Source organism: Tardiphaga sp. 20_F10_N6_6 (genome assembly GCF_052076045.1).
Classification (GTDB): Bacteria; Pseudomonadota; Alphaproteobacteria; order Rhizobiales; family Xanthobacteraceae; genus Tardiphaga; species Tardiphaga robiniae.
In genome coordinates this window covers 2,767,856-2,792,915 of sequence record NZ_CP197239.1, presented here as the reverse complement: position 1 = coordinate 2,792,915, position 25,060 = coordinate 2,767,856, and the positions used below count along the sequence as shown (strand labels likewise).

Genomic DNA, 25,060 nt, shown 5'->3' with positions numbered 1-25,060 from the left:
TGAAATGACTGCAGCCGCCAAGACTTCCTCCAGCGTCACCGCAACATGCCTGCGGGTCGCCGCCAAGGCTGATCGCATCGAGAATGTGGCGCTCGGCATCGAGCAACGCACCCTCGCCTGCGCCAGGCCAGGCGATGCGCTGGTTGAGATAAAGGCCGCCGCGATCAATCCGTCGGACGCCAAGGCGACGCTCGGTCTGATGCCGCATGCCGTATTTCCGCGTACGCCTGGTCGGGACTTCGCCGGCGTCGTGATCGACGGACCGGCCGACCTGATCGGCAAGGAAGTATTCGGCTCGTCCGGCCAACTCGGCATCGGCCGCGACGGCACCCATGCCACGCATCTGGTGGTCGAGGCGTCCGCGCTGGTCGAGAAGCCGGCGAACATCAGCCTCGCGGAGGCGGCGGGCATCGGCGTGCCCTTCGTCACCGCGCAGGAAGGCTTTCGCCGCAGCAGCATGCCGAAACCCGGCGAGACGGTGTTGATCCTCGGCCTGAACGGCAAGGTCGGTCAGGCGGCGACGCAGATCGCGTCATGGCAGGGCGCTCGCGTGATCGGCGTCGTCCGCAAGGACGAGCTTTATGCCGGCCATGCCCATGGCGAGGTGACCGTCATCGATTCCAGCCGCAATGACGTCGCCGCGACGGTGCGCGAACTCACCGGCGGCAAGGGCGCGGATATCGTCTACAACACCGTGGGCGAACCCTATTACGACGCCGGCACGAAATCGCTCGCGCATCTCGGCCGTCAGATCTTCATTGCCTCCACCAAGGCCACCGTGCCGTTCGACATCTTCGCCTTCTATCGCGGCAAGCACACCTTCTTTGGTGTCGACTCGCTGTCGTTGTCATCGCCGGAAGCCGGTGAGATCCTGCGTGAATTGGTGCCGGGTTTCGCCAGCGGCGCGTTGAAGCCGTTTCCGATCAAGCCGGACGCGATCTACCCGCTAGAGCGCGCTGCAGAGGCCTATGTCGCCGTGCTCGGCTCCTCGCGCGACCGTCTCGTTTTTCAGCCGAACGGGTGAAGCCATGCATGTCGTCCGCCTGAACGATGCCCCGCGTTACGAAGCCCCTGGCCACAATGACATGCGGATGTTCCGCCTGCAGGGCCGCGACGCCGGGCCGGGCGATGTGATGTGGCTGGGCATGAGCCAGATTCTGCCGGGCGGCGGCATTACGCCCTCGGCCTCGCCGGAGGAGAAGTTCTATGTCGTCCTCGAAGGCGAAGTAACCTTCGAGACGCCGGATGGCATCGCCACTCTCGGCATCTGGGATTCCTGCCGCATCGCGCCCAACGAGACGCGCGCGCTGCGCAACGAGACGAAACGACCGGCGGTGGTGTTGCTTGCAATGCCGCTGCCCAACACCGCCAGAGGCTGAAAGCCCGGCACTTGGTTCTTTAAGGGAGAAAATGATGGATCGCCGACACTTCATGATCGGCTCTGGCCTCGCCGCGACTGCGGCGCTGATGGGCAGCGGAGCCATTGCACAGACTTATCCGAACCAGCTCGTGCGTATTATCGTGCCGTTTTCGGGTGGCAGCCTCACCGACATCCTTGCCCGTTCGGTGGCCGAGAAGCTTGCTGCGAAGTGGAAGCAGCAAGTCATCGTCGAGAACAGGCCCGGCATCGCCGGTGTCAGCAGTGTCGCCAAAGGCCCGACCGATGGCTCGCAGATCATGCTGACCTCAAACGGCCACAGCGTGATCGGCGTGGTCAACAAGAACCTCAACTTCGATCCGATCAAGGATTTCGCTGCGATCAGCCGCGTCGGATCGACGCCGTCCATCCTGATCGTGCCGCCGGATGCGCCGTTCAAGACGCTGGCCGAACTGATCGCTGCGGCAAAGGCCAAGCCGGATTCGCTGAGCTACAGCTCTGCCGGCGTCGGTAGTTCCACCGGTATCGCCGCCGAACTGTTCAGGCACCTCACGCAGACCAAGATGGTGCTGATCCCGCATCGCGGACTGCCGGAATCCCAGATCAGCATCATGCGCGGCGACACCTCGGTTGCCTTCACTTTCTTCGGCGTCGGTGGCGACCTGATCCAGTCGGGAAAGTTGCGCGCACTGGCAGTCACCGGCAAGAGCCGCATGGCGCAGCTGCCCGATGTGCCAACCTTCGCCGAGGCAGGGCTCCCCGAATTCACCTACGATAGCTGGTTCGGCATGCTCGCCGCCGCGGCGGTGCCGAAACCCATCGTCAGCCAGATCGCACGCGATCTCGCCGAGGCGCTCAGCGATCCGGCCCTGATCAAGCAGTTCGCCGCGCAGGGCGCCGACATCGCCAGCTCGACGCCAGAAGCGTTCGAGGCCGAATTGCGCGGCGATGCGGAGCGTTATGGCAAGCTCATCGCGATGTCGACGGACGGGGCGACAAAGTAAGAAGGCGGGCCTGCAGCATGCGACGCGTCTGCAGGCCCGTTGGCGCTACTTCTCGATATACGCGTCCGGCGTCGGGCAAGTCCGGTCCTTGTAGGGGACGAGCCACGGCGCGTAGTTCGCCTTGGTAATGATCGCGCCCGGAATCGTGACCTGCTTCGGCGCGCTCTGGCCGCGAATGGCGTTAAGGCCCACCGCGGTGGCGACGCAGCCGATCTTGAAGCCGTCAAACTCGGCGATCGCCAGCAGGCTGCCCGCCTTCACGGCTTCGACGGCCTCCGGCACACCATTGATCGAAACCACAGCAACGTTCTTGCGGCCGGCGGCATTGAGTGCCTCGATGGCGCCGAGCGCGGACGCGTCGGCAGCGGCGATCACGCCGTCAATGGTGCTGAACTGCTGGATCAGGTTTTCCATCGTCTGCATGCCGAGCAGGCGCTGGAAGTTGGTGGGCTGCGAGGCAAGTATCTTGATGCTCGGATAGTCCTTGGCCGCGGCGTCGAAGCCGCGCTTGCGTTCGTCGCCCGTAGTGGAACCCTTGACGCCTTCGAGGATCACCACGTTGCCCTTGCCGCCGAGATGGTCGAACAGGGTCTTGGCAATGTCATAGCCGAGCTTGTAATCGTCCTGACCGATGAAAGACAGGAACGGCGCGTCGCCGCCGCGGTCGTTGTAGTTGATGATCGGCAGGCCGGACTCGATCAGGCGCTTGATCGTTGGCAATTGCGCCTTGGCGTCGATTGGCATGAACAGCATCAGATTGGGCTTGGTCACGCCGACGTCTTCGAGCTGCGACATGCCTTCGGTGATATTGTTCGGCTTGGTCGGCGTGTAATATTTAACCGTCGCGCGCATTTTCTCCGCCATCTGCGCGACGCCGGCGCGCACACCCTCGAAATGCGGGTCCACTTGGTTCTTCGTGAAGGCTGCAATCACTTCGCCATCGGCGCGCACCGCCGAATTGAACAGGGTGCCGCAAATGACGGTGGCAAGAACGCATCGGATAGATCTGGTGGTTCGCATGATGGCCCCTCTGGTTGTGAATGACGAGACTGTGGTGAACTGGTGATGCCGGGTCTATCCGCTCCCTGATCGGCGTCGGCTGATGACGAGATCCGCAATGATGGCGACCAGGACGACGGCGCCGTTGACGAAGGGATGCCAGGTCGCTGCAACATTCAGCAGATTGAGGCCGTTGACGATGATGGTGAGCAGGATGGCGCCAAGCATGGTACCGACGATGTTGCCGTTGCCACCGAACAAGGATGTGCCGCCGACCAGAACTGCGGCGATAGCAGGAAGCAGCAACGGCTCGCCGATTCCGGGCTCGGCGGCATTGAGGCGTGCGAGATAGACGAGAGACGCGATGCCCGCCGTCAAGCCGCTGAGCACGTAGAGCAGCAGCCGACGACGCTCGACCGGGACGCCGGACAGCAGCGCGGCGGTCTGGTTGGCGCCCATGAAATACGCCTCGCGGCCGAAGGTCGTGCGGTGCAGGAGGATGCTGCAGGCGAGACAGACCACAAGCGTGATCCAGATCGGCAGCGGAACGCCGAGGAAGAAGCCGGTGCCGAAATAGCGAAACGACATCGGCATGCCGTAGATCGTCTGCCCGGCCATGAACCAGTAGGCGATGCCCTGCGCCACCCACAGCATGCCGAAAGTCGCAAGGAAAGGCGGCAGCTGCAAGCGGTTGATCATCAGCCCGTTAGCGTAACCGACTAGCGTGCCGGCGCCGATGGCGACCGCGACGCCGTACCACGGATTGCCGGTGGTCTTGATCGCGGCTGCGGCGAGACAGGCCGACAGCGTCAGATTGGCGCCCACCGACAGATCGAGCCCACCGCCGATGATGACGAGTGTGAGGCCGGACGCGACGAGAAACAGCAGGCTCGCCTGTCGTAGCATGTTCAGGAGATTGCTCACCGACGCGAATCCCGGATCGGCCGCGGTCAATGCGCCGGCGATCAGGGCGATCAGCACGAACCGGCCGAGCAGGGCCGCGGCGTCGGGCGACAGGGACGATGGGCGGATATCGAGCGTTGCCGGGATCGTCATGCCGTACGCCTCACAAATTGCTTGCGCGCCTGGTCGATCAGCAACGCGAGGATGAGCAGGATGCCGATGCACACGACCTGCAGCGACGAGTCGATGGACAGAATGTTGAGTCCATTGCGCAGCACGGTGATGGCAAGCGCGCCGAGCACGGCGCCGAACAGCCAGCCCTGTCCTTTTTCGAAGGAGGTGCCGCCGAGCACGACTGCGGCGATCGCCTCGAACTCCATGCCGATGCCGACGGTTGGATGCGCTGAATTGGTGCGTCCGATTAGCAACACCGCCGAAAGGCCGATGATCGCGCTGCCGAGCACATAGACGGCGAGGTGGACGAGATTGGCGCGAATGCCGGCGAGACACAGCGCGTCCTTGTTGCCGCCGATGGCGATCACGTAGTTGCCGAGCCGAGTGCGATAGAGCAGTAGCCACAGCACGGCATAAAGGGCGGCCGCGATCGCGATCGGCGTCGGAATGAACCAAAGCTGGGAGCGATAGAAGGTTTCGATGGCAGGCGTGAAACCGCCGACCGGATCTCCATTGGTGAGCACCAGCGCAATCCCCTGCATCAGCCCCATGGTGCCGAGGGTGACGACGAAAGCGGGTAGCGTCAGATAGGCGATCAGGACGCCGTTGAGGGCGCCAAAGGCGGTGCTGATCGCGAGTGCCGTCGCGCAGGCAGCGAACACGCTCCAGCCTGCGAGAAGCGCTTCAGCGACGATGACGCCACTCAGCCCGAGCAGAGCTCCGGCCGACAGGTCGAGGCCCTCGGTCATAATGATGAGCGTCATCGGCAGGGCGAGCATCAGTAGTAGCGAGGTCTGCAAGCCGACATTGATGAGGTTGGTCTGGGACACGAATCTCGGATTGACGATCGTGAACAGCACCAGCATCAGGATCAGCAGGAGGCCGGCGCCGGGGATTGCGCTGAGGAACTGGCCCATGCCGGACCTGCGCTGCAGCTGGATCGTTACGCTCATTGATGCACCGCCAGTTCGAGGATGGCCCGCTCGGTTAGCTGGTCGCCGGCGAGATGCCCGACGATGCGATGGTCGCGCATGACATAGGCGCGGTCGCAGAGCTGAACGAGCTCCGGCAGTTCCGAGCTGATGACGACGACACCGGCCCCGCCATCGACCAGTTGATCGATCAGGCGATAGATCTCCGCCTTGGCGCCGACATCGACACCGCGCGTCGGTTCGTCCAGCAGAAACAGTTTGGCTCCCGCGGCCAGCCATTTGGCCAGCACGACCTTCTGCTGATTGCCGCCGCTGAGGGTGTGGACGCTCTGGCGCGTGCCATGGGCGGCAATGCCGAGCTGTGCGATCAGCCCGCGTGTGTCCCGCTCAGCTTTGGCCGGTGAGAACCAGCCGGAGGTGAAGCTGCGCCACAACGAGGCGACTGTCGCATTGTCGCGGACATCGAGTGGCAGCGCCAATCCCTCCCGTTTACGATCTTCCGGGAGCAGGGCCATGCCCGCACGCACCCGTCTGTCCAGTGTGGCCGGCGCACGGGATCCGAACAGAGCGATCTCGCCGCTGGCGATTGGATCCGCGCCGAACAAGGCGCGGACCACTTCGGTCCGGCCGGACCCAACGAGGCCGGCAAGCCCCACCACCTCGCCGGCGAGAATTTCGATGGAGATGTCCGACAGTTTGGCCGTGTTCACATCCCTGGCGAGCAGGACAGGCTCGCCGGGCGGGCGCGGCGTCCGTGCGAGTTGCGATCCCGATGGTCGCCCGATCATCGCGCCGACCATCTCGGCCTGGCTTTTCTGATCGCGCAGCACGCTGGTCACGACGGCGCCGTCGCGCAGGATGGTGATGCGATCGCCGAGCATCTGCACCTCCTTCATGCGGTGGGAGATGTAGACGATGGCGACGCGCTTTTCCGTCAATCGCGCGATGGTTTGAAACAGGCGATCTGATTCACGCTCGGAGATCGCCGCCGTCGGCTCGTCCATCACGAGCACCCGCGCGTTCTGCGAAAGCGCCTTGGCGATCTCCACCATCTGCTGCTGGGCTACGCCGAGATCGGCGGCGTATGCGTGGGTGTCGTAGTCGAGGCCGAGATCGTCGAGGATGGTGCGTGCGGCTGCATGCATGGCCGCGGAATCGACGAGGCCGAAGCGACTGAATGCGGCTTCGCGACCGAGAAAGATGTTCTGCGCGATGTCCAGATACGGGATCAGCGAGAATTCCTGGAAGATCACGGCGATACCAAGCGCGCTGGCATCGGCCGGGCGGGCGACGGCGACTCGCCGGCCCTCGATCTCGATATAGCCGCGATCGGCCGCATAGGCGCCGTACAGCGTCTTGATCAGCGTCGACTTTCCCGCACCATTCTGGCCGAGGATGACATGGACCTCGCCGGCATAGACGTCGAGCGATACGTTCTTGAGCGCATGCACGCCGGGAAAGGATTTGTCGATACCGACCAGACGCAGCAGCGGTGCATCGGCCTCACTTCCGGGCGCCCGCGGCGCAGACCCCTTTGGGGTGGGCAGCGTGCGGTCCCCTTGCTCATTTTGATTTTCAGTGCCGTGCATCATTGTCGGCCTCGTTCGGCCCGATGACCCGGGGCCGGCGGGAGGTCACATCCGGTCTATTTTTGCACGGGAATGGCGGCGATCATGTCGAGCTCGACACGGGCGCCCTGGGTCGAGAGCTGGTTGATGCAGATGGTGGTGCTGGCCGGCGTCCAGTCGCCGAAATATTCCTTCATCACCTTCACCATACCGTCCTGGTCCCGGATGTCGGTCAGGTACTTCGTCACCTTGACGATGTCGGTCCAGGTCAGCCCTTCGTGATCCAGGATCGACTGGATCGTCTGCATGGCGCGGTGGGTCTGGTCCTCGATCGAATTCGGATGATCGTGCTCCTCCAGAACATGGGGATGTTTGTGATAGAGCGGCGAGGGTGTTGCTCCGGAAATGAAAAGCATGCCGCAGGGCACTTCGACCCGGATCGCTGGCGCATAAGGCATGTCCGGCTTCCGTTCCGGCATCGTCTGGATTTCCTTGACGTGCGGATTGGATGGCGAGGTCGCAAAGGCCGGCTTGGCTGTCATGATCATTTCCTCGATGGCGGGCGTTGATAACCTCGTGACCTTCTCGCGAGGGGCATCCGATCAACCCGTCACGAAGCGTGAGGTCAAACTATCTTTGAGTCAAGATAAAATATCTTTGCAGAAAGGTAGATGAATTTGCATATATTCGGTGCCCCGTGCCTATATGCTGATCAGCATGACTACCGATTCGATTGATGAGATCATTGCCGGCTGGAGCCGGCGGCGGCCCGACCTCGACGCCGGTCACCTCGACGTCGTCGGCCGGATTGTCCGGCTGTCCGTGCATATGCGCAGCGCCATCGAGCCCGCACTCGAGGAGCAGGGCTTCAATTGGGAATTGTTCGACCTGCTCCTGACGATCTACCGCCGCGAGGCCGATAGCAGTATCGGTGATCGACCGACTGACCTCTATGCGGAGTGCCTGCTGTCGTCGGGCGGGCTCACCGCGCGGCTGCGGCGTGCCGAGCAGGACGGCTTCATCGTCAGGCGCCAGGATCCTGAAGATGGCCGCGGCGCGCGGATCACGCTTACGGCCAAGGGGCGCAATTCCGTCGACAAGGCGATTGCCCAGCACTTCAAGCTGTCCCGGTCGGTCGACGAGGTGCTGACAGCCAACGAACGTCAAACGCTCACGCGGCTGCTGCGGAAACTTCTGATTTCGGTCGAGAAGCCAGATCTGTAACGGATCGCGTCTGAGCGCCCCGTTCTCGGCAAACTCGGATCAGTCGCCGACACTTTTCCATGTCACCGCACGCAGCGTGCGTCAGGTTTGGCTTAGCTTTGTCGGTGCCGTATTCTGACTTCTCTTTTGGCCGCGTCAGAAAAATCTGACGAACGTGTCCTGGTCGGCAGCTTGATCGCGGCGACAGAATCCCGCGCAAGCAAAACCGGCTTCAGTACGATCCGATCGTTTTGAACCGGCGTTCCCTTGATCATCGCAATAAGGATGTGAGACGCCTGCGTTCCCAGTTCCGCAGTCGGTGTACTGATGGTCGTCAGCGCCGGTGCTATCGCATCCATGAACAGCATGTCGTTCATGCCGACCAGCGAGATGTTGCCGGGACATGAAATGCCCTTGTTTCTCAGGTGCCGAAGGCAGCCTACGGCCAGCATGTCGTTGCCAGCCACAATCGCCGTAATATTGGGGGTCTCAGTCAGCAAACGCTCGCAAGCGAACTCGCCTTCCTCGACCGTAAAGGCCTCACCGAAGACGGCAGTGGGCGCAACTCCGTCTTGAGCCAGGGCTTTGCAAGCGCGCCGGAAGCCGCGATAGCGGTGGTAACCCGTCGACACATTTTGCGGGCCGCCGACATGAGCAATTTGCCTGTGCCCACACTCGGCGAGATGATGAACCGCCAGTTCCATTGCCTTCGCGTCGTCGACCCGGACGCTCGGAATGAATTCGCTTTCAGGATCGCGAAACACCGCGACGACTGGAATGTTCGCCTCGACGCAGGCTGCAATGCCGGGATCGTTTCGCTCGAAGGTCGCGACGATCAGCCCCTCGACGCCTTGCTGGATGAACCGTTCGATCAGCGCGGCCTGCCTGAGCGGATGGTTGTCGGTGTTGCCGACAATGGTGACGTATCCAATCTCGGCGAAACTGTCTTCGATCGCGCGGACAATCGGCGGATGCACGGGGTCACCCAGATTTGAAACGATGACGCCAACGGTACGAGAGCGCTGCGTGCGAAGCGCCGACGCCATCGCGTTCGCGCGATAACCGAGTTTCTTCGCGCAAGCCTCGACGCGCTCGATCATTTCTGGGGAGATCAGGTGGCGCTTCTCGGGATTGAGCCCGCGCGACACCGTTGACCAATGGACGCCAGCACACTTCGCGACATCAATGATTGTCTTACGCGACGACCGCTCCTGAAGCGCGGGTGACGTCTTCTTGGTGTTCTTGATTTTTTTGGGCATCGCCATCCAGCCTGCTCGCGCGCGTCGTCGTATCCGTTAACGATCACGTGAGAATGCCTTATCTTGCACAAATTGACAAACGTGTGCAGAGTTTCTTGACAAACGTGTGCACGGGAATGATGGTAGCGAAAATCTGCTGCATGCCTTGGTGCAGTGCAGCAGAAGCGCCCTAACGGCGTCGACGATCAGGGATGGAATGATGGAGAGCTTCGTCTATCAGGCGGCGCCCATGCGGGTCGTCTTCGGCTCGGGACGGCTGGCAGATCTGGCCGCCGAGCTCGACCGACTCGGCGTTAAGCGCGCACTCGTTCTGACGACAGACCAGCAGAAATCTCACGGCGAGCAGATTGCCGCCTTGATCGGTGACAGAGCGGCGGGCGTCTATGCCGGTGCGGTGATGCATACGCCGGTTGATGTGACCGAACTTGCGATGCAGCAGGTCGAGGCTCTGCAGGCCGACGGCATCGTCGCGGTGGGCGGTGGTTCGACCATCGGGCTAGGCAAGGCGATCGCGCTACGGACCGACCTGCCGCAAATCGTCGTACCGACCAGCTATGCCGGGTCCGAAATGACGCCGATCCTGGGTGAGACCCGCGAGGGACTGAAGACCACGCAATCGAGCCCGAAGATACTCCCCGAAACGGTCATCTACGACGTCGACCTGACGCGCACATTGCCGCCTGCGTTTGCCGTGACATCGGGCGTCAATGCAATCGCTCACGCTGTCGAAGCGCTCTATGCGCGCGATGCCAATCCGGTCGTGTCGTTGATGGCGGAAGAGGGCATTCGCCTGTTCGCCGGCGCGCTGCCGAAGCTTGCGGCTGGCGAGGACAACGCGGCGGCACGCGATGATGCCCTGCGCGCTGCCTGGTTGTGCGGCGCCTGTCTCGGCGCCGTCGGCATGGGTCTGCATCACAAGCTCTGCCATACGCTGGGCGGCGCGTTCAATTTGCCACATGCCGAAACCCACACGGTGATCCTGCCGCATGCGATGGCCTATAATACTCCGGCTGTACCGGTCGCGGCGGCTCGCGTCGCGCGCGCACTTGGCGCCGGACAGGCCGCGCAGGGACTGTTCGATCTTACGCAGGGACTTGGCGCCAAAGTCGCGCTGCGCGATCTGGGAATGCCGAAGGACGGCATCGAACGCGCCACCGACCTTGCCGTCAGCAACGCCTACTGGAATCCGCGGCCGCTGGAACGCGATGCTATCCGCGATCTGATCGCGCGGGCGTGGGCGGGCGATCCTCCGGTCATGGCGGAGGCGTTGCGATGACGGCGATGCGCACGCTCATCAAGTCAGCCACCATCCTGACGATGGATGACACGATCGGCGACCTCGCGCAGGCTGACCTGCTGGTTGATGGCGATCGCATCGTGGACATCCGGCCAGGCCTAGATGCCGCTGATGCAGAGATCGTTGATGGTCGTGGCCGCATCGTCATTCCCGGCCTCGTCAACGCGCATATGCATACGTGGCAGACCGCCTTGCGCGGCTTCTCCGCGAACTGGACGCTTCCCGAATATTTCCGCCGGATGCATGCGGGACTGGCCACGGTCTTCCGTCCCGAGGATATTCATATCGGCACGCTGATGGGCGCGCTGAACCAGATCAATTGCGGCACCACCACGCTGGTTGACTGGTGTCACAACAACCCAACGCCTACGCACAGTGATAGCGCCGTCGCGGCGCTGAAAGAGAGCGGCATCCGTGCCGCCTTCTTCCACGGCTCGCCGAAACCGGAGGCGGCGCCGGGGCAGCCGCACTTCTCTGAAGTTCCGCATCCGCGCCATGAGGTCGAGCGCTTTCTGGCAGGGGCACTGTCTAGCCGCAGTGATCGCGTCACGCTCGGGCTCGCGATTCTCGGCCCGCATTATTCGACTATGGATGTTGTCATCCATGATTTCGAACTGGCGCGTGAGTTCGATCTGATTGCCTCGATGCATCAGGGTGGAGGCCCGGCCAAGACGCCGGGTGGCTGGGCGAAGCTGATTGCAGCCGGTCTGGTCGGTCCCGGCATCAACATCGTGCACGGCAACGATCTTCCCGACGATCTGCTGCGTCAGCTTGTCGATCTCGGCGTGTCGTTCTCGGTCACGCCAGAAAATGAAATGAATCAGGGCCATGGCTACCCGATCACCGGGCGGTTGTTGAAGCTGGGATCGCGGCCATCGCTCGGAGTCGATCTGGAATCCGTATTGCCTGGCGACATGTTCAATGTTGGCCGCATCGCACTGTCGATGCAACGCGCGCTGGACAACGCCGAGAGTCGGCAGGCCACGGGCGCCATTCCAGCGGTGACGACAATCACGACGCGTGAGGCCTTGCGCTGGATCACCATCGAGGGCGCGCGCATGCTCGGACGTGAAAGCAGCATCGGCTCGCTCACGCCGGGCAAGAAGGCGGATCTGGTCGTCATCAATGCCACGGACCTTAACCTCTGGCCGGTCCATGATCCGGTTTCTACGGTCTTGATGCAATCCAGCATCACCAATATCGAGGCGGTCATGATTGACGGCATCTGGCGCAAGCGAGGCGGACGCCTGCTGGCGGAGAACATCGACCACAAAAAGAATGAACTCGAGCGATCAGGCATGCGCATCGTCTCCGAGATCGAACGTCAGGAGAAAGCGGCATGACAACCCCGTCGAGAGATCAAGCTCAGGCCGTCGCCTGGATCGGTGTTGGCAAGATGGGCTTGCCGATTGCAGGCCGTATGGTGGAGGCCGGTATCCGCGTCACCGGCTACGACCCGGGCCAGCAGCGCATGGCGTTGGCGCAGCAGCTTGGGCTTCAGACGGCTAACTCCGCGGCGGACGCCGCTGCAAACCACTTGATCATCTTCACATCGTTGCCCGACGATGCGGCGCTGCGTTCCGTGGTGCTCGGACCAGACGGCCTGCTGAACAGGCTGACACGTGGTGCGGTTCTGGTCGAGACGAGCACGGTCAGCGCCGAAATATCGGCTGAAGTTGGTGTTGCGGCGGAGGCGAGCGGCGTGACCTATCTGCGCGCTCCGGTGTCCGGCAATGCAGCGATCGCGCATACCGGCGCGCTGACCTGCTTCGTGTCGGGGCCGCGCAACGCGTTCGATGCGGTTCAGCCGGTGCTGGCGACGTTCACCCGCGCGCAAACCTATCTCGGCGTGGCTGAAGAGGCGCGATTTGCCAAGCTCGCGGTCAATCTGATGATCGCGGTGTCTGCCGGAATGATGGCCGAAAGCCTCGCGCTGGCGCGCAAGGGCGGAATCTCCTGGCCGGATATCCTCAAGGTCCTGGACGATAGCGCGGTCGCCTCGCCGATGGTCAAGTACAAGACGCCGCCACTGGCCACGCGCAACTTCGAGTCCACTTTCTCGTGCCGGCAGATGGCCAAGGATCTCGACCTCATCATCGGGGCCGGCCATCACGTCGGCGTGCCACTGCAACTCGCGGCGCAGGTGCGGGAAATCTACGGATCACTTATCGCACAGGGCGATGGCGAATCCGACTTCATCGCCACCGTGCGTCACGTCGAGCGACTATCGGGTCTCGGCGAGCCGAAGCTTGGGTGAGGGAAGGCCATGCGGAATTTCAACGAGAACACCATCACCGATGCCGTGCTCGATCGCATCACGGATGCCGGCCAGCCGCGGATCAGGCAGATCAGCGAGGCGCTGGTGCGCCATCTGCATGCCTTCGTCCGGGAGGTTCGGCCGACCCAGAGGGAATGGGAGCAGGGTGTCGAATTCCTGACGCGCACCGGTCACATGTGCGACGATAAGCGCCAGGAGTTCATTCTGCTTTCGGATGCGCTCGGGGTGTCGATGCTGGTCGATGCTATCAATCATGGTGCCGAAAAAGGTGTGACGGACACGACCGTGCTCGGGCCGTTCTTCGTCCAGGCGGCCCCGGAGAAGAAGCTTGGCGAAGACATCTCCGGTGGCATGGAGGGCGATCCGATGATCGTGACGGGATCGGTCTCGACGCCGGACGGCAAGCCGATCGCAAATGCGACAATCGACGTCTGGCACTCTGACGACGACGGGTATTACGATGTTCAGCAGCTCGACAAGATCGGCGATCTGGCGATGCGGGCGCGGTTTCATGCCGATGCCGAGGGTCGTTTCCGGTTCTGGTCGATCAAGCCAGCGGCCTATCCGATCCCGCATGACGGGCCGGTCGGCGATATGCTCACGGCTCAGGGGCGTCATCCGTGGCGGCCCGCCCATGTTCACTTCATGATCTCGGCGCCTGACTTCGAACAACTGGTGACGCATGTGTTCGTCGCGGGCGACAAGTATCTCGACTCCGACGTCGTCTTCGGCGTCAAAGATACGCTCATTCGCGAATTCGCCCGCAAAGATGCCGGCGAAGCTCCCGACGGGCGCATGCAGAACACGCCTTACTATCATTTGAATTACGATTTCGGTTTGAAGCCAGACGCCAACAAGGCGCATGCTGTCTAGCTAACAATGCGCATTACGGGCCGCAGAGCCTGAGCGCTGATATGGAAGGGGAGGATGCTATGGGAGCGCCAGTGAGCGCCGAGACGGCCGTGATCCGTCTGAACGAGATCATTGGGGCGCGCGCGACGATCGCGCGCGGCGTGCTCGATGATCACGGCCGCAGCGAGGCCTATCACGCCAGTCGTCCACCGGACGTCGTGGTGTTTCCGGAGACCACGCAGGAAGTCGCTGAGATCGTGAAACTCTGCGGCGAACTCGGCATGCCGGTCGTTCCATTCGGCGCGGGCACCTCGCTTGAAGGCAATGCGGCATCGGTGGCTGGCGGCGTCTGTATCGATTTTGCGCGGATGAATCGCGTGCTCCGGGTGCATGACAAGGACCTCGATGTCGTCGTGCAGCCTGGCATCACCCGCAAGCAGCTCAACGCGCATCTGCGCGACACCGGATTGTTCTTTCCGATTGATCCCGGCGCCGATGCGTCGATCGGCGGCATGACCTCGACGCGCGCGTCCGGGACTATGGCTGTCCGCTACGGCACCATGAAGGACAACGTGCTGGCGCTCGAAGTCGTGCTGCCGGATGGGCGGGTGATCCGTACCAGCCAGCGCGCCCGCAAATCGTCAGCCGGTTACGATCTCACCCGGCTGTTCGTCGGCTCCGAGGGCACGCTCGGCGTCATCACGGAAATCACCCTGAAGCTGCATCCATGGCCGCAGGCGATCTCGTCCGCTGTCTGCAGTTTCGGGCGGCTCGATCAGGCGATCGATGCCGCGATTGAAGTGATCCAGTCGGGCATTCCGGTCGCGCGGATGGAACTGCTGGATGAAGTCATGATGCGCGGCATCAATGGTTATTCCAAACTTGGCTATCGCGAGGCGCCGACGCTGTTCTTTGAATTCCACGGCACCGAGGCGAGCGTCGCGGAGCAGGCCGAACTGGCGGAGGCGATCGCTGCCGAACATGACGGCCAGGGCTTCCAATGGGCGCGGGCCGCCGAAGACCGGACGAAGCTGTGGCATGCCCGCGACAACACCCTCTATGCGGGTCTCAGCCTGAAGCCGGGCGCCAAGGCAATGATCACGGATGTCTGCGTGCCGATCTCACGGCTGACGGAATGTCTGACTGAAACCCGCCGCGATATCGATGCCAATGGACTGATCGCGCCCGTGGTGGGCCATGTCGGCGACGGGAATTTCCATCTGCTGATTTTAATCGATCAGGACAATGCCGACGAGGTCGCGCGTGCCAAGGCGCTGCACGCCCGGTTGGTGGCGCGGGCGATCGCGATGGAGGGCACCTGCACCGGCGAACACGGCATCGGTACCGGCAAGATTGGATTCCTCCAGGACGAGCTCGGCGACGCCGTCGATATCATGCGTGGCATCAAGGCGTCGATCGATCCGAAAGGCATGATGAACCCCGGCAAGATCTTCTTGCCCAATGCACCGGTGCTGGCATGACGCAGCTCGCTCAGTCCAAGGCGGCCATGTCGATTGTTCAGGCGGCGCCGCCGCTGTTCGAACTGCGCGGCATCTCCAAGGAATTCCCGGGAGTGAAGGCACTCGACGATGTGTCGTTCTCGGTGTGGCCAGGCGAGGTGCACATGCTGCTCGGCGAGAACGGAGCAGGCAAATCGAGTCTGATGAAAGTACTGTGCGGGGCCTATCGCGCCGATAGCGGCTCGTTCCACTACAACGGCGAGACAGTCGAGATCGCGTCGCCGGCCGATGCGCAGAAGCTCGGCATCGCCGTCATCTTCCAGGAATTCTCGCTCGTCCCCTATCTCGACATCGCGCAGAACATCTTCCTTGGACGCGAGCCGGCAGGACGTGTTCCCGGCACGATCGATCGCAAAAAAATTCTGGCCGATGCCAGGCGCGTGCTGGATTCGATTGGATTCGACATCGATCCGGCGATCCGGATCGAGAAGCTGGGCGTCGCCCAGCAGCAGATGGTGGAGATTGCAAAGGCCATCAGCCAGAGCGCGCGAATTCTCGTGATGGATGAGCCAACGGCGGCGCTGTCCGATCGCGAGACGGAATTGCTGTTCGCACTGATCGCGCGGCTCAAGGCAGACGGCGTCGCCATCATCTACATTTCGCACCGCATGGCGGAGGTGTTCTCGCTCGGTGACCGCATCACGGTGCTGCGCGATGGGCGTCGTATCGATGAAGTGAAACCCGGTGCCGTGTCATCGGACGATCTGGTCCGGATGATGGTCGGTCGCAGCGTCGATATGAGCTATCCACGGACCTTCGCCCAGACCCCTGGCAAGGTCATGCTTGAGGTGAAGGGTCTCTCCTCTGCCTCGGGCATTGCGGGCATCGACCTGGTGGTGCGGCAAGGCGAGATCGTGGGGCTGTGCGGGCTGGTCGGCTCGGGGCGCACCGAAGTGGTGCGGGCCATCTTCGGAGCCGACAAGGCGACCGCAGGACAGATCCTGTTCGACGGCCAGGAGAAATCCGGTGGTCCGGACGAAGCTGCCAGACTGGGGCTCGCGCTGATTCCGGAAAGCCGCAAGGCCGAAGGTCTGGCTCTGATCCGCTCCGTCGGAGACAACCTGATCGTTTCCGCGCTACGCAAGATCTTTCCGCGTGGCTTCTTCGATCAGAGGAAATCCAGGCAGGTTGCCAATGATCTGATCCGGCAGTTGAGGATCGTGACCCCATCGGACAAGCAGGCTGTGGGTCTTCTGTCCGGCGGTAATCAGCAGAAAGTCGTCATCGGCAAATGGCTGGCGGCCGGCGCCAAGCTGTTCATCTTCGACGAACCGACACGCGGCATCGATGTCGGAGCCAAGGCCGAGATCTTCGCGCTCATCGACCGGCTGGTCGCGGATGGTGCCGCTGCGCTGATGATCTCGTCGGAGCAGGCGGAAATCTGCCACGTCTGTGATCGCGCCTATGTCATGTGCGACGGACGGATCGCGGGTGAACTGGCTCGCCACGAACTGAGTGAGGAAAACATCGTGAGGTTGGGGATGCATCATGCGTGAACAAGCGATGGTACTAAACATCAATCCGCTTCAGCGGATTCCCGGCGTTGCCGTCATGCTGGTGCTGCTATGTGTTGTCTTCAGCCTGATGACTCCCGGCTTCCTGACGGTGCCGAATATTTCCAACGTGCTCGTCCAATCGACGATCCTGCTGATGCTGGCGCTGCCGATGACGCTGATCATCATGACCGAAGGTCTCGATCTGTCGATGGGCGCGGTCTTGACGCTGACCTCGCTGATCGTCGCCATCGTCGCCTTGGCCACTGGCTCGCTGCTGCTCGGTCTGCTTGCGGCAATGGCCGTTGGAATCTTGTTCGGGACGGTCAACGGCTGGCTGGTGGCCGTTGTCGGTATTCCGCCCTTTGTCGCCACGCTGGGAACACTTGGCATGGCGCAGGGACTCTCGCTGATCGTCAGCGATGGCCAGAGCGTCGTCGGCATGCCGGCCGCCGTTCGGGGCGTCTATTCCGGAACGCTTGCCGGCGTTCCGCTTCCGATCGTACTGGCGCTGGGAAGCTACCTTGCCTTCCATGGATTGCTCTACCACACGCGTTTCGGGACTTACATTTTCGCACTCGGCGGCAACCGTGAAGCGCTGAAATTCGCCGGCATCTCGGCCCGACGCTTGCTGATCCTCGTCTACGCGCTCGGCGGCGCCATGGTCGGTCTGGCCGGTCTCCTGATGACCGCGCGCATGAACTCCGGGCATCCGACTGCTGGCCTCGGTCTTGAGTTCGATGCCATCGCTGCGGTTGCCGTCGGCGGTACGTCGTTCGAACGCGGCAATGGCTGGCTGCTCGGCACCTTGCTCGGCGTGGTCACCGTAGGCGTGTTGCGAAACGGATTGAATCTGCTGGCGCTGCCGTCTTCGATTCAGGTGGCAAGCGTCGGCTTGCTGGTGATTGCAGCCTTGTTCGTCGATGGATTGCGGAGCCGATCATGACCGATATCTCAAAGCCGATCACAGGCGGCAGAATGTTGCTCTCCGACGAGATGATCCAGGTATTCTATCGCCTGCTCGCCGCGTTTCTGATCTGCGCGGCGCTGACCATCCTGACCAACTCGTTCTTCAGTCTCGGCAACATCCTCAACGTCCTGCGTCAGGCGAGTCTGCTGTTCTTCATTGCGTCGGGTCTGACTTTGGTGGTGCTGACAGGTGGCCTCGACCTTTCGATTGGTGCCAATGTCGCCATTTCCGCCTGTATTGCCGGAACGGTGATTCATCAGACGGGCTCGCCGACCTTGGGGGTACTGACAGGCATCGGCGTCGGTGGCGCGGTGGGGATGCTGAACGGCGTGATGGTCACGGCGCTCCGAATCCCATCTTTCATTGCGACCTACGGGATGCTGTGGGTGCTGCACGGCATCACTTACTGGTACATGGGCGGAGAGACCATGCACGGCTTCCCGGCTGGCTTTCGTCAGATCGGCAGCGGCTATTTTCTCGGCCTTCCGATCCCGGTCTATCTGTTGCTGGTCTTCCTCGCCATCGGAACCATTTTCGCGCAGCGCACCACGTGGGGACAGGAAATCTATGCCATCGGCGCCAACCCCGTCGCCGCGCGGCTGTCAGGCATTCCCGTCGCTCGCCGGCTTCTGCTGGTCTACACAGTGTCGGGCGCAATGGCCGGGCTCGCGTCGATCATCTTTCTTGCGCGACTAAACTCTGCCGAAGCCGACATCGGCGAAAGCCTGACACTGCCGGCGATTGCCGCGGTTCTGATCGGGGGCACCTCGCTGTTCGGCGGTCTCGGAACGGTGTTCGGCACGTTCGTCGGCGCACTCATTTTGACCCTGGTCCTCAATGGCATGAACCTGTTGTCGGTCAACGCGAGTTGGCAGCCATTGGTGACCGGCGTCATCGTCATTCTGGCAGTATGGCTGGATATGAAAACACGGCGCCGTGCGGCGTAAGTGTTCGATCTTAAAAAACAAACGGAGGGAACGAATATGAAGAAAGCCTATGGCGCGCTTGCTGCACTGCTTCTGACGACATCACTCTCATCCCACGCGTTCGCCGACGGCGAGACGATCGCGGTGTTTACAAAAAACCAGACCAATCCGTACTTCCAGACAGTACGAGTTGGGTCCGACGCAGCCGCCAAGGCGATGAAGGCAAAGACGCTGCATTATATCCCGACCAAGCCGGACAGCATCCCGGAGCAGCTCAGCCAGATTGAGGACGTGGTGGTGAAGAAGCCGTCGGCGATCGTCTTCATCCCGGTCGACTACAAGGCGATGGTCCCCGGTGTCGAGAAAATCAATGACGCAAAGATCCCGGTGGTCAACGTGACCGATCGTTCCGCCGGTGGCAAGTTTGTCGCCTTTGTCGGCGCCGATGACTACAGTCTGGGTCTGGAGACCGGGCGCTATCTGCTGAAGACGCTGGGCGGCAAGGGCAACTTCGTGATCATTGAGGGCGTCAAAGGATCCTTGACGAGCATCGACCGCGTCCGCGGCTTCAACGATGCCTTGAAGGAAAACCCGGGGGCCAAGCTGCTTGCGTCGCAGCCGGGCAATTATCAGCGGCTGCAGGCGCTCCAGGTCATGGAGAATCTCATGCAATCGAATACCCAGATCGACGGCGTATTGGCCGCCAACGACGCAATGGCGATCGGCGCGATCGAGGCGCTCGACGGTGCCAATCGCAAGGCCCAGGTCATCGGCGTCAATGGCACCAAGGAGGCGATCGACGCGATCAAGAGCGGGAAGTTGCTGGCGAGCGGCGACTACAATGGCTTCATGCAGGGATGCCTCGGCATGATGATCGCCATTCGCTCGCTACGTAACGAGCCGGTGATCACCGAGATCGTTCTCAAGCCCACGGTGATTGGCAAGGAGAACTATCAGCCCTACGATGTGCCGCTGGAATCGCGGACCTGCCCGAGCTGGGACGAGGCTGCGAAGCTCGGCACCAAATAACATCTGTTGCCATCAGGACGGTCGCCGCAGGTCGGCGGCCGTCTTCTGCTTTTCAGGAGCTACTTATGCTGTTTGCCATCCATGCCGTCGATCATGTCGGCGCGCTCGACAAGCGCTTGTCTCACTACGAGGCTCACAAGGCCTTTTTGTCCGACACCTCGACCTATGACGTGACGATCGTCATGTCCGGTCCGCTGACAGCCGATGACGGCCAGACCATGATTGGCAGTCTGTTTCTCGTCAAGGCCGCTGATCGCGCGGCGGTTGAGAAATTTCATCACGCCGATCCGTTCTTTGCCGCCGGCATCTGGCAGACCGTCACGATTACCGGCTTCCTGCGCCGACAGGGATAACCGGAATGGAGGCCGGCGCCTTGCCTGTCGGTGAGGCAGTCGTTCGGCATTTGAACACCGACAACGACATCAGCCCGGGGACTGATGGGACCCCGGGCTGGTTTTACGATGAGCTGAACCGTAACGATTAGCCGAACTGGTTCATCGTGTTGTGCGCGCCGCCCGCCTTCAGGGCTGCTTCACCGGCGAAGTATTCCTTGTGCTCGTCGCCGATGTCCGAACCAGCCATGTTCTGATGCTTCGCGCAGGCGATGCCTTGACGGATTTCCGCGCGTTGGACGTTCTTCACGTAGCCCAGCATGCCCTGTTCGCCGAAATACTCCTTGGCGAGGTTGTCGGTCGACAGCGCAGCCGTGTGATAGGTCGGCAGCGTGATCAGGTGATGGAAGATGCCGGCGCGCTTGGCTGAATCAGCCTGGAACGTCCGGATGAGCTCGTCGGCTTCGACAGCCAGCGGCGTGCTGTCGTACTCCACCTTCATCAGTTCGGCACGGTTGTACTTGCTGACATCCTTGCCGGCTTCCTTCATCGCGTCATAGACCTGCCAACGGAAGTTGAGCGTCCAGTTGAACGACGGCGAGTTGTTGTAGGCCAGCTTCGCATTCGGGATCACCTCACGAACGCGATCGACCATCTTGGCGATCTGCTCGATGTTCGGCTTCTCGGTTTCGATCCACAAAAGGTCGGCACCGTTCTGTAGCGAGGTGATGCAGTCGAGGACGCAGCGGTCCTGACCGGTGCCTTCGCGGAACTGGTACAGGTTGCTGGCAAGACGCTTCGGGCGCATCAGCTTTCCATTACGCGTAATGACGACGTCGCCGTTGCCGATCTTTGAAGCATCGATTTCTTCGCAATCCAGGAAGCTGTTGTACTGGTCGCCGAGGTCACCGGGCTTGTGGCTGACAGCGATCTGCTGCGTCAGGCCAGCGCCGAGCGAGTCGGTGCGGGTGACGATGATGCCGTCTTCGACGCCCATTTCGAGGAAGGCGTGACGGCAGGCGCGGATCTTCGCGAGGAAGACCTCGTGCGGCACGGTGACCTTGCCGTCCTGATGGCCGCACTGCTTCTCGTCCGAGACCTGGTTCTCGATCTGCAGCGCACAGGCGCCGGCTTCGATCATCTTCTTGGCGAGCAGATAGGTCGCTTCAGCGTTGCCGAAGCCGGCATCGATATCGGCGATGACGGGAACGACGTGGGTCTGGAAGTTGTCGATCTTGTTGATCAGTTCTTCTTCCTTTGCCTTGTCGCCAGCCTTGCGAGCGGCGTCGAGGCTGCGGAAGATGTCGTTGAGCTCGCGCGAGTCAGCCTGACGAAGGAAGGTGTAGAGCTCCTCGATCAGAGCCGGGACCGAAGTCTTCTCGTGCATCGACTGATCCGGCAGCGGGCCGAATTCCGAGCGCAGCGCCGCGATCATCCAGCCCGAGAGATACAGGTAGGTGCGGTCGGTGGTGCCGAAATGCTTCTTGACCGAGATCAGCTTCTGCTGCGCGATAAAGCCGTGCCAGCAGCCGAGCGACTGGGTGTACTTGGTGGTGTCTGCATCATAGGCGGCCATGTCGGCACGCATCAGCGATGCCGTGTAGCGTGCAACGTCGAGACCGGTCTTGAAGCGGTTCTGCAGGCGCATGCGTGCGACGGCCTCGGCGGTCACGCCGTTCCAGGTGTCCTTGGTCTTGAGCAGCGCCGACGCCGCCTCGACTTCGCTCCGATAGGAGCCTGTGCCGAGGATGGTCTGGTTGCTGATCCCGCGTGGCTGGAAGTTCATTTTCTCGATTCCTTTGGCTGACGAAAACCTGTCCTTGGTTGTAAGCGCGGGATCGCCAGCCGCTAGACGGAACGCAGATAACTTGTCATACTTTACAAATTGAAGACGTAAGGCTGTAAAGTAGTTACAAGGTATTGGAGTGTGCGATGGCCGCCTCGGCAGGTCGTTCGGTGTTCATGGGGCCGCGAATCCGGCGGCTTCGGCGCGATCTGGGCCTGACCCAGGCTGATATGGCGGCCGATCTGGAAATTTCGGCCCCTTATGTCGCTTTGCTGGAGCGCAACCAGCGGCCGATGACGGCCGACATGCTGCTTCGGCTGGCGCGCACCTACACGATCGATCTCGCCGATCTCGCCGGCGATGGCGGTGCCGACAATACGGCGCGGATGCAGTCGATCCTGAAAGAGCCGATGTTCTCGGACATCGATATCCCTGCGCTCGAAATCAGCGATCTCGCGGTGAGCTATCCCGGCATGGCCGAGGCTTTTCTGCGCCTCTACACGGCCTATCGCGAGGAGCAACTCGCGCTGGCGGACCGACGCGCGCCGGCGCTCGCGGGCGGTGCATTGCAAGCGGGTAGCGAGGGCTATGATGCCAACGATCCCGTCGCCGAGGTCCGGCGTTTTCTCGCCGCACGCCGGAACAATTTCGCGGGTCTCGATGACGCGGCCGAGCGTCTTGTGCAGGCGACGTCAGGCCCGAGCGGCTTTGTCGAGCGCCTCAAGACCCGGCACAAGCTGCAAGTGCGCTATCTACCGCCAGACGTCATGCTCGGCTCTGTGCGACGACTGGATCTGCATCGGAAACAATTACTACTTGAGGACTCGCTCGACACCGCCAGTCTTAATTTCCAGCTAGCGCAGCAACTCGTCTATCTCGAAATGGAAAACGAGATCGGCACCGCGCTCGAAGACGGCCAGTTCACCACCAAGAGCGCCGAACTTCTGGCGCGCCGTGCGCTTGCAGGTTACGCCGCTGCGGCATTGATCATGCCCTATGCGGCCTTTGCGCGCGCCGCCGAGACGCGGCGCTATGATCTCGAAGCGCTGGCGCGCCAATTTGGCGCCAGCTTCGAGCAGACGGCGCATCGCGTCACGACCTTGCAGCGGCCGGGCGCGGAAAAGGTTCCGTTCTTTTTGATCCGCGTCGACCCCGCCGGCAATATTTCCAAGCTGCTCGATGGCGCGGGCTTTCCATTTGCGAAACATGGCGGTGCATGCCCGCTGTGGTCGGTGCACGATGTCTTCCGGACGCCGCGCCAGATCGTTACACAGTGGCTGGAATTGCCGGACGGACAGCGCTTCTTCTCGATTGCCCGTACCGTCACCGCCGGCGGTGGTGCTTACGGTGCACAACGTGTCGAGCGCGCCATCGCGATCGGTTGCGCAGCCGAATATGCGGGCCAGTTGATCTATACGCGCGACGCGGCGGCGCCGCGCGCCGATGCGCCCACGCCGATCGGCGTCGCATGCCGTGTCTGTCACCGTCCGCGCTGCGCCGCGCGTTCGGCGCTTCCGATCGGGCGCGAGTTGTTGCCCGATGATTTCAGGACGCTGAACGTTCCGTTCGGCTTCTCGGCGGACTGAAACGGCTCAGGCCTGCTCGGCCGCAGCTTCCTCGGCATTGGGATCGCCGGGCGCCGTAGCCCACGCCAGTTCGACCAGCGTCACGATGCGCCGACCGGCGCCATCAAGCTGGCACACGATGAGGCCCTGCTCCTCGATATAGTTCAGCAGGCGCTGTGCACGGCGCAGCGAATGCGAGCCGTAGGCGCGGGCGATCGCGGCATTGCTTGGGCAGGGCCAGCCTTCCTTGGCGGCGCGGGCGATCATCATGAAAACGCCCTGCATATCTTCAGGCAGGATCGAGGCGCGGACCGAGACGTCCTGCCACCCGTCATCTTCTGTAATGTCGGAGCCGAGCCCGGCGCGGGCGCGCGTCAGCATGCGGCGAAAGTCGTCGAGGTCCGGCACGGCGGCACCGAGACCCTCGATGCGGCAGCGGACCACGAATTCCTGATAGAGCACGCCAACCACCCGGAAGCCTGCATCGGGCTCGGCCATCAAGGCCTGCAACACGCGGTCGACGCGCATGCGCCGCTCGGCCAGTTCCTCGGCGCTGATCGGCGTCTCCGCTACGTCCGGCCGAATTTCCAGCGCTGCGGACTTCGCCGCCATGAGCTGGCCAAGCAGATCCGGCGATGACGGTGCGCGGCGCTGCGGCCGGGCCGGCTCCGGCGGGGGCGCTGCGAGAATAGTGGCGCGGACGTCGTCGAGTGTCGCTTCCGGCAGCGGCATCAGGCGTGGGGTCGCATTGCGCGGACTTGTTTCGGTGACACCGATGCGCAGGCCCAGCGGACGACGGGAGAGGGCGGGACCCAGCGCCATGAACTGGCCGCGCTCGAGGTCGCGGAAGGATTCGGCCTGCCGTCGCTCCATGCCGAGAAGATCGGCGGCGCGTGCCATATCGATATCGAGGAAGGTGCGACCCATCAGGAAATTCGACGCTTCGGCCGCGACGTTCTTGGCGAGCTTCGCCAGTCGCTGTGTCGCGATGACGCCGGCAAGGCCACGTTTGCGGCCGCGGCACATCAGGTTGGTCATGGCGCCGAGCGATAGCTTGCGGGCTTCGTCGGACACCTCGCCGGCAACGGCCGGGGCGAACAGCTGTGCCTCGTCCACCACCACGAGCATCGGATACCAATGGTCGCGAGGCGCGTCGAACAGCCCGCCCAGAAAGGCGGCGGCGCGGCGCATTTGATTCTCGGCATCCAGCCCTTCGAGATTGAGCACTGTGGAGACGCGGTGCATGCGCGCGCGCTCGCCGGCGACCTGCAACCCGCGTTCGGTATGCGCCTCGGCATCGATCACCAGATGACCGAATCGCTCCGCCAGCGAGACGAAATCGCCTTCAGGGTCGATGATGGTTTGTTGCACCCATGGGGCGCTCTGTTCGAGCAGCCGGCGCAGCAGATGCGATTTTCCGGAACCCGAATTGCCCTGTACGAGCAGGCGCGTCGCCAGCAGTTCCTCAAGGTCCAGAGCCGCCGGGGCGCCTGACGTCGTATGCCCCATCTCGATCGCAACGGTCATGTCTCGACTCAGGTCTCCTTGTAGAGAGGGCTTACCAACCCGGCCACAGCGCGTCGAGCGGCGCA

The 25,060-nt window shown here is 62.4% G+C and carries 23 protein-coding genes; 15 read left to right on the top strand and 8 right to left on the bottom strand.

The genetic code is table 11. From position 1 onward, the window contains the following. Positions 1-4 precede the first annotated feature (4 nt). From AB7813_RS13480 to AB7813_RS13470, 3 genes are read left to right on the top strand one after another with little or no spacing between them, the layout of a single operon-like run. Positions 5-1,024 (top strand): quinone oxidoreductase family protein, encoded by a 1,020-nt coding sequence (locus AB7813_RS13480; RefSeq protein ID WP_439084176.1) that lies wholly within the window; start codon positions 5-7, stop codon positions 1,022-1,024. A 4-nt stretch (positions 1,025-1,028) separates the two neighbouring features. After that, positions 1,029-1,379 carry a cupin domain-containing protein gene (locus AB7813_RS13475; RefSeq protein ID WP_089265520.1) on the top strand — a complete coding sequence of 117 codons (351 nt, stop codon included), beginning with the start codon at positions 1,029-1,031 and terminating at the stop codon, positions 1,377-1,379. A 34-nt stretch (positions 1,380-1,413) separates the two neighbouring features. Further along, the gene (locus AB7813_RS13470) at positions 1,414-2,382 is read left to right on the top strand and encodes a Bug family tripartite tricarboxylate transporter substrate binding protein (protein WP_175366263.1); all 969 of its coding nucleotides are present in this window, start codon (positions 1,414-1,416) and stop codon (positions 2,380-2,382) included. Positions 2,383-2,427: 45 nt separating this feature from the next. Here AB7813_RS13470 and AB7813_RS13465 read toward each other — a convergent pair whose 3' ends face one another. From AB7813_RS13465 to AB7813_RS13445, 5 genes are read right to left on the bottom strand one after another with little or no spacing between them, the layout of a single operon-like run. Beyond that, positions 2,428-3,402, bottom strand: coding sequence for a sugar ABC transporter substrate-binding protein (locus tag AB7813_RS13465; RefSeq protein WP_439084177.1), 975 nt, complete (start codon positions 3,400-3,402; stop codon positions 2,428-2,430). A gap of 54 nt (positions 3,403-3,456) precedes the next feature. Further along, on the bottom strand, positions 3,457-4,437 hold the full coding sequence (locus tag AB7813_RS13460; RefSeq protein ID WP_439064707.1) for an ABC transporter permease: 981 nt from the start codon (positions 4,435-4,437) through the stop codon (positions 3,457-3,459). Beyond that, positions 4,434-5,411: an ABC transporter permease gene (locus tag AB7813_RS13455; protein WP_439064706.1), complete on the bottom strand. Its 978-nt coding sequence runs from the start codon at positions 5,409-5,411 to the stop codon at positions 4,434-4,436. The genes AB7813_RS13460 and AB7813_RS13455 overlap by 4 nt, the downstream gene beginning before the upstream one ends. Continuing rightward, complete coding sequence (locus tag AB7813_RS13450) at positions 5,408-6,979, bottom strand: sugar ABC transporter ATP-binding protein (protein ID WP_439084275.1); 1,572 nt, start codon at positions 6,977-6,979, stop codon at positions 5,408-5,410. The genes AB7813_RS13455 and AB7813_RS13450 overlap by 4 nt, the downstream gene beginning before the upstream one ends. Before the next feature lie 56 nt (positions 6,980-7,035). Continuing rightward, positions 7,036-7,500, bottom strand: coding sequence for a RidA family protein (locus AB7813_RS13445; protein ID WP_158596893.1), 465 nt, complete (start codon positions 7,498-7,500; stop codon positions 7,036-7,038). Between the two features lie 163 nt (positions 7,501-7,663). On the opposite strand from AB7813_RS13445, the gene AB7813_RS13440 reads away from it, so the two are divergent. Continuing rightward, a complete protein-coding gene (locus AB7813_RS13440; RefSeq protein WP_439084178.1) occupies positions 7,664-8,182 on the top strand; it encodes a MarR family winged helix-turn-helix transcriptional regulator in 519 nt (172 codons plus the stop codon). Positions 8,183-8,274: 92 nt separating this feature from the next. Here AB7813_RS13440 and AB7813_RS13435 read toward each other — a convergent pair whose 3' ends face one another. Next, entirely contained in the window at positions 8,275-9,426 is a 1,152-nt protein-coding gene (locus tag AB7813_RS13435) for a LacI family DNA-binding transcriptional regulator (protein WP_441228163.1), read from the bottom strand. 190 nt (positions 9,427-9,616) lie between these two features. On the opposite strand from AB7813_RS13435, the gene AB7813_RS13430 reads away from it, so the two are divergent. The 10 genes from AB7813_RS13430 to AB7813_RS13385 all read left to right on the top strand — a co-directional run bounded on the left by AB7813_RS13430 (position 9,617) and on the right by AB7813_RS13385 (position 20,138). Beyond that, on the top strand, positions 9,617-10,696 hold the full coding sequence (locus AB7813_RS13430; protein ID WP_439084180.1) for a maleylacetate reductase: 1,080 nt from the start codon (positions 9,617-9,619) through the stop codon (positions 10,694-10,696). Beyond that, the gene (locus tag AB7813_RS13425; RefSeq protein ID WP_439084181.1) at positions 10,693-12,060 is read left to right on the top strand and encodes an amidohydrolase family protein; all 1,368 of its coding nucleotides are present in this window, start codon (positions 10,693-10,695) and stop codon (positions 12,058-12,060) included. The genes AB7813_RS13430 and AB7813_RS13425 overlap by 4 nt, the downstream gene beginning before the upstream one ends. Beyond that, positions 12,057-12,974 carry an NAD(P)-dependent oxidoreductase gene (locus tag AB7813_RS13420; RefSeq protein WP_439084182.1) on the top strand — a complete coding sequence of 306 codons (918 nt, stop codon included), beginning with the start codon at positions 12,057-12,059 and terminating at the stop codon, positions 12,972-12,974. The genes AB7813_RS13425 and AB7813_RS13420 overlap by 4 nt, the downstream gene beginning before the upstream one ends. Positions 12,975-12,983: 9 nt before the next feature. After that, complete coding sequence (locus AB7813_RS13415; RefSeq protein ID WP_439084183.1) at positions 12,984-13,868, top strand: intradiol ring-cleavage dioxygenase; 885 nt, start codon at positions 12,984-12,986, stop codon at positions 13,866-13,868. Between the two features lie 59 nt (positions 13,869-13,927). Continuing rightward, positions 13,928-15,328, top strand: a complete 1,401-nt coding sequence (locus AB7813_RS13410; RefSeq protein ID WP_439084184.1) for an FAD-linked oxidase C-terminal domain-containing protein — start codon at positions 13,928-13,930, stop codon at positions 15,326-15,328. Continuing rightward, a complete protein-coding gene (locus tag AB7813_RS13405; protein WP_439084185.1) occupies positions 15,325-16,863 on the top strand; it encodes a sugar ABC transporter ATP-binding protein in 1,539 nt (512 codons plus the stop codon). The genes AB7813_RS13410 and AB7813_RS13405 overlap by 4 nt, the downstream gene beginning before the upstream one ends. After that, complete coding sequence (locus AB7813_RS13400; RefSeq protein ID WP_439084186.1) at positions 16,856-17,806, top strand: ABC transporter permease; 951 nt, start codon at positions 16,856-16,858, stop codon at positions 17,804-17,806. The genes AB7813_RS13405 and AB7813_RS13400 overlap by 8 nt, the downstream gene beginning before the upstream one ends. Next, on the top strand, positions 17,803-18,777 hold the full coding sequence (locus tag AB7813_RS13395; RefSeq protein WP_089265507.1) for an ABC transporter permease: 975 nt from the start codon (positions 17,803-17,805) through the stop codon (positions 18,775-18,777). Before AB7813_RS13400 ends, AB7813_RS13395 begins: the two co-directional genes overlap by 4 nt. A 36-nt stretch (positions 18,778-18,813) precedes the next feature. Beyond that, on the top strand, positions 18,814-19,785 hold the full coding sequence (locus AB7813_RS13390) for a sugar ABC transporter substrate-binding protein (RefSeq protein WP_120293316.1): 972 nt from the start codon (positions 18,814-18,816) through the stop codon (positions 19,783-19,785). A gap of 65 nt (positions 19,786-19,850) precedes the next feature. Next, positions 19,851-20,138, top strand: a complete 288-nt coding sequence (locus AB7813_RS13385; protein WP_439064697.1) for a YciI family protein — start codon at positions 19,851-19,853, stop codon at positions 20,136-20,138. Positions 20,139-20,265: 127 nt separating this feature from the next. Here AB7813_RS13385 and AB7813_RS13380 read toward each other — a convergent pair whose 3' ends face one another. Continuing rightward, positions 20,266-21,903 (bottom strand): isocitrate lyase, encoded by a 1,638-nt coding sequence (locus AB7813_RS13380; protein ID WP_068734918.1) that lies wholly within the window; start codon positions 21,901-21,903, stop codon positions 20,266-20,268. Between the two features lie 146 nt (positions 21,904-22,049). On the opposite strand from AB7813_RS13380, the gene AB7813_RS13375 reads away from it, so the two are divergent. Next, a complete protein-coding gene (locus AB7813_RS13375; RefSeq protein WP_439064696.1) occupies positions 22,050-23,489 on the top strand; it encodes a helix-turn-helix domain-containing protein in 1,440 nt (479 codons plus the stop codon). 6 nt (positions 23,490-23,495) lie between these two features. Here the strand turns inward: AB7813_RS13375 and AB7813_RS13370 are convergent, their stop codons facing one another. Then, positions 23,496-24,995: a helicase HerA domain-containing protein gene (locus tag AB7813_RS13370; protein ID WP_439064695.1), complete on the bottom strand. Its 1,500-nt coding sequence runs from the start codon at positions 24,993-24,995 to the stop codon at positions 23,496-23,498. Positions 24,996-25,060: the final 65 nt, after the last annotated feature.

Coding starts and splice junctions, on each gene's coding strand:
- AB7813_RS13480 (WP_439084176.1), top strand. CDS start 5: ATGACTGCAGCCGCCAAGACTTCCTCCAGCGTCACCGCAACATGCCTG.
- AB7813_RS13475 (WP_089265520.1), top strand. CDS start 1,029: ATGCATGTCGTCCGCCTGAACGATGCCCCGCGTTACGAAGCCCCTGGC.
- AB7813_RS13470 (WP_175366263.1), top strand. CDS start 1,414: ATGGATCGCCGACACTTCATGATCGGCTCTGGCCTCGCCGCGACTGCG.
- AB7813_RS13465 (WP_439084177.1), bottom strand. CDS start 3,402: ATGCGAACCACCAGATCTATCCGATGCGTTCTTGCCACCGTCATTTGC.
- AB7813_RS13460 (WP_439064707.1), bottom strand. CDS start 4,437: ATGACGATCCCGGCAACGCTCGATATCCGCCCATCGTCCCTGTCGCCC.
- AB7813_RS13455 (WP_439064706.1), bottom strand. CDS start 5,411: ATGAGCGTAACGATCCAGCTGCAGCGCAGGTCCGGCATGGGCCAGTTC.
- AB7813_RS13450 (WP_439084275.1), bottom strand. CDS start 6,979: ATGCACGGCACTGAAAATCAAAATGAGCAAGGGGACCGCACGCTGCCC.
- AB7813_RS13445 (WP_158596893.1), bottom strand. CDS start 7,500: ATGACAGCCAAGCCGGCCTTTGCGACCTCGCCATCCAATCCGCACGTC.
- AB7813_RS13440 (WP_439084178.1), top strand. CDS start 7,664: ATGCTGATCAGCATGACTACCGATTCGATTGATGAGATCATTGCCGGC.
- AB7813_RS13435 (WP_441228163.1), bottom strand. CDS start 9,426: ATGGCGATGCCCAAAAAAATCAAGAACACCAAGAAGACGTCACCCGCG.
- AB7813_RS13430 (WP_439084180.1), top strand. CDS start 9,617: ATGATGGAGAGCTTCGTCTATCAGGCGGCGCCCATGCGGGTCGTCTTC.
- AB7813_RS13425 (WP_439084181.1), top strand. CDS start 10,693: ATGACGGCGATGCGCACGCTCATCAAGTCAGCCACCATCCTGACGATG.
- AB7813_RS13420 (WP_439084182.1), top strand. CDS start 12,057: ATGACAACCCCGTCGAGAGATCAAGCTCAGGCCGTCGCCTGGATCGGT.
- AB7813_RS13415 (WP_439084183.1), top strand. CDS start 12,984: ATGCGGAATTTCAACGAGAACACCATCACCGATGCCGTGCTCGATCGC.
- AB7813_RS13410 (WP_439084184.1), top strand. CDS start 13,928: ATGGGAGCGCCAGTGAGCGCCGAGACGGCCGTGATCCGTCTGAACGAG.
- AB7813_RS13405 (WP_439084185.1), top strand. CDS start 15,325: ATGACGCAGCTCGCTCAGTCCAAGGCGGCCATGTCGATTGTTCAGGCG.
- AB7813_RS13400 (WP_439084186.1), top strand. CDS start 16,856: ATGCGTGAACAAGCGATGGTACTAAACATCAATCCGCTTCAGCGGATT.
- AB7813_RS13395 (WP_089265507.1), top strand. CDS start 17,803: ATGACCGATATCTCAAAGCCGATCACAGGCGGCAGAATGTTGCTCTCC.
- AB7813_RS13390 (WP_120293316.1), top strand. CDS start 18,814: ATGAAGAAAGCCTATGGCGCGCTTGCTGCACTGCTTCTGACGACATCA.
- AB7813_RS13385 (WP_439064697.1), top strand. CDS start 19,851: ATGCTGTTTGCCATCCATGCCGTCGATCATGTCGGCGCGCTCGACAAG.
- AB7813_RS13380 (WP_068734918.1), bottom strand. CDS start 21,903: ATGAACTTCCAGCCACGCGGGATCAGCAACCAGACCATCCTCGGCACA.
- AB7813_RS13375 (WP_439064696.1), top strand. CDS start 22,050: ATGGCCGCCTCGGCAGGTCGTTCGGTGTTCATGGGGCCGCGAATCCGG.
- AB7813_RS13370 (WP_439064695.1), bottom strand. CDS start 24,995: ATGACCGTTGCGATCGAGATGGGGCATACGACGTCAGGCGCCCCGGCG.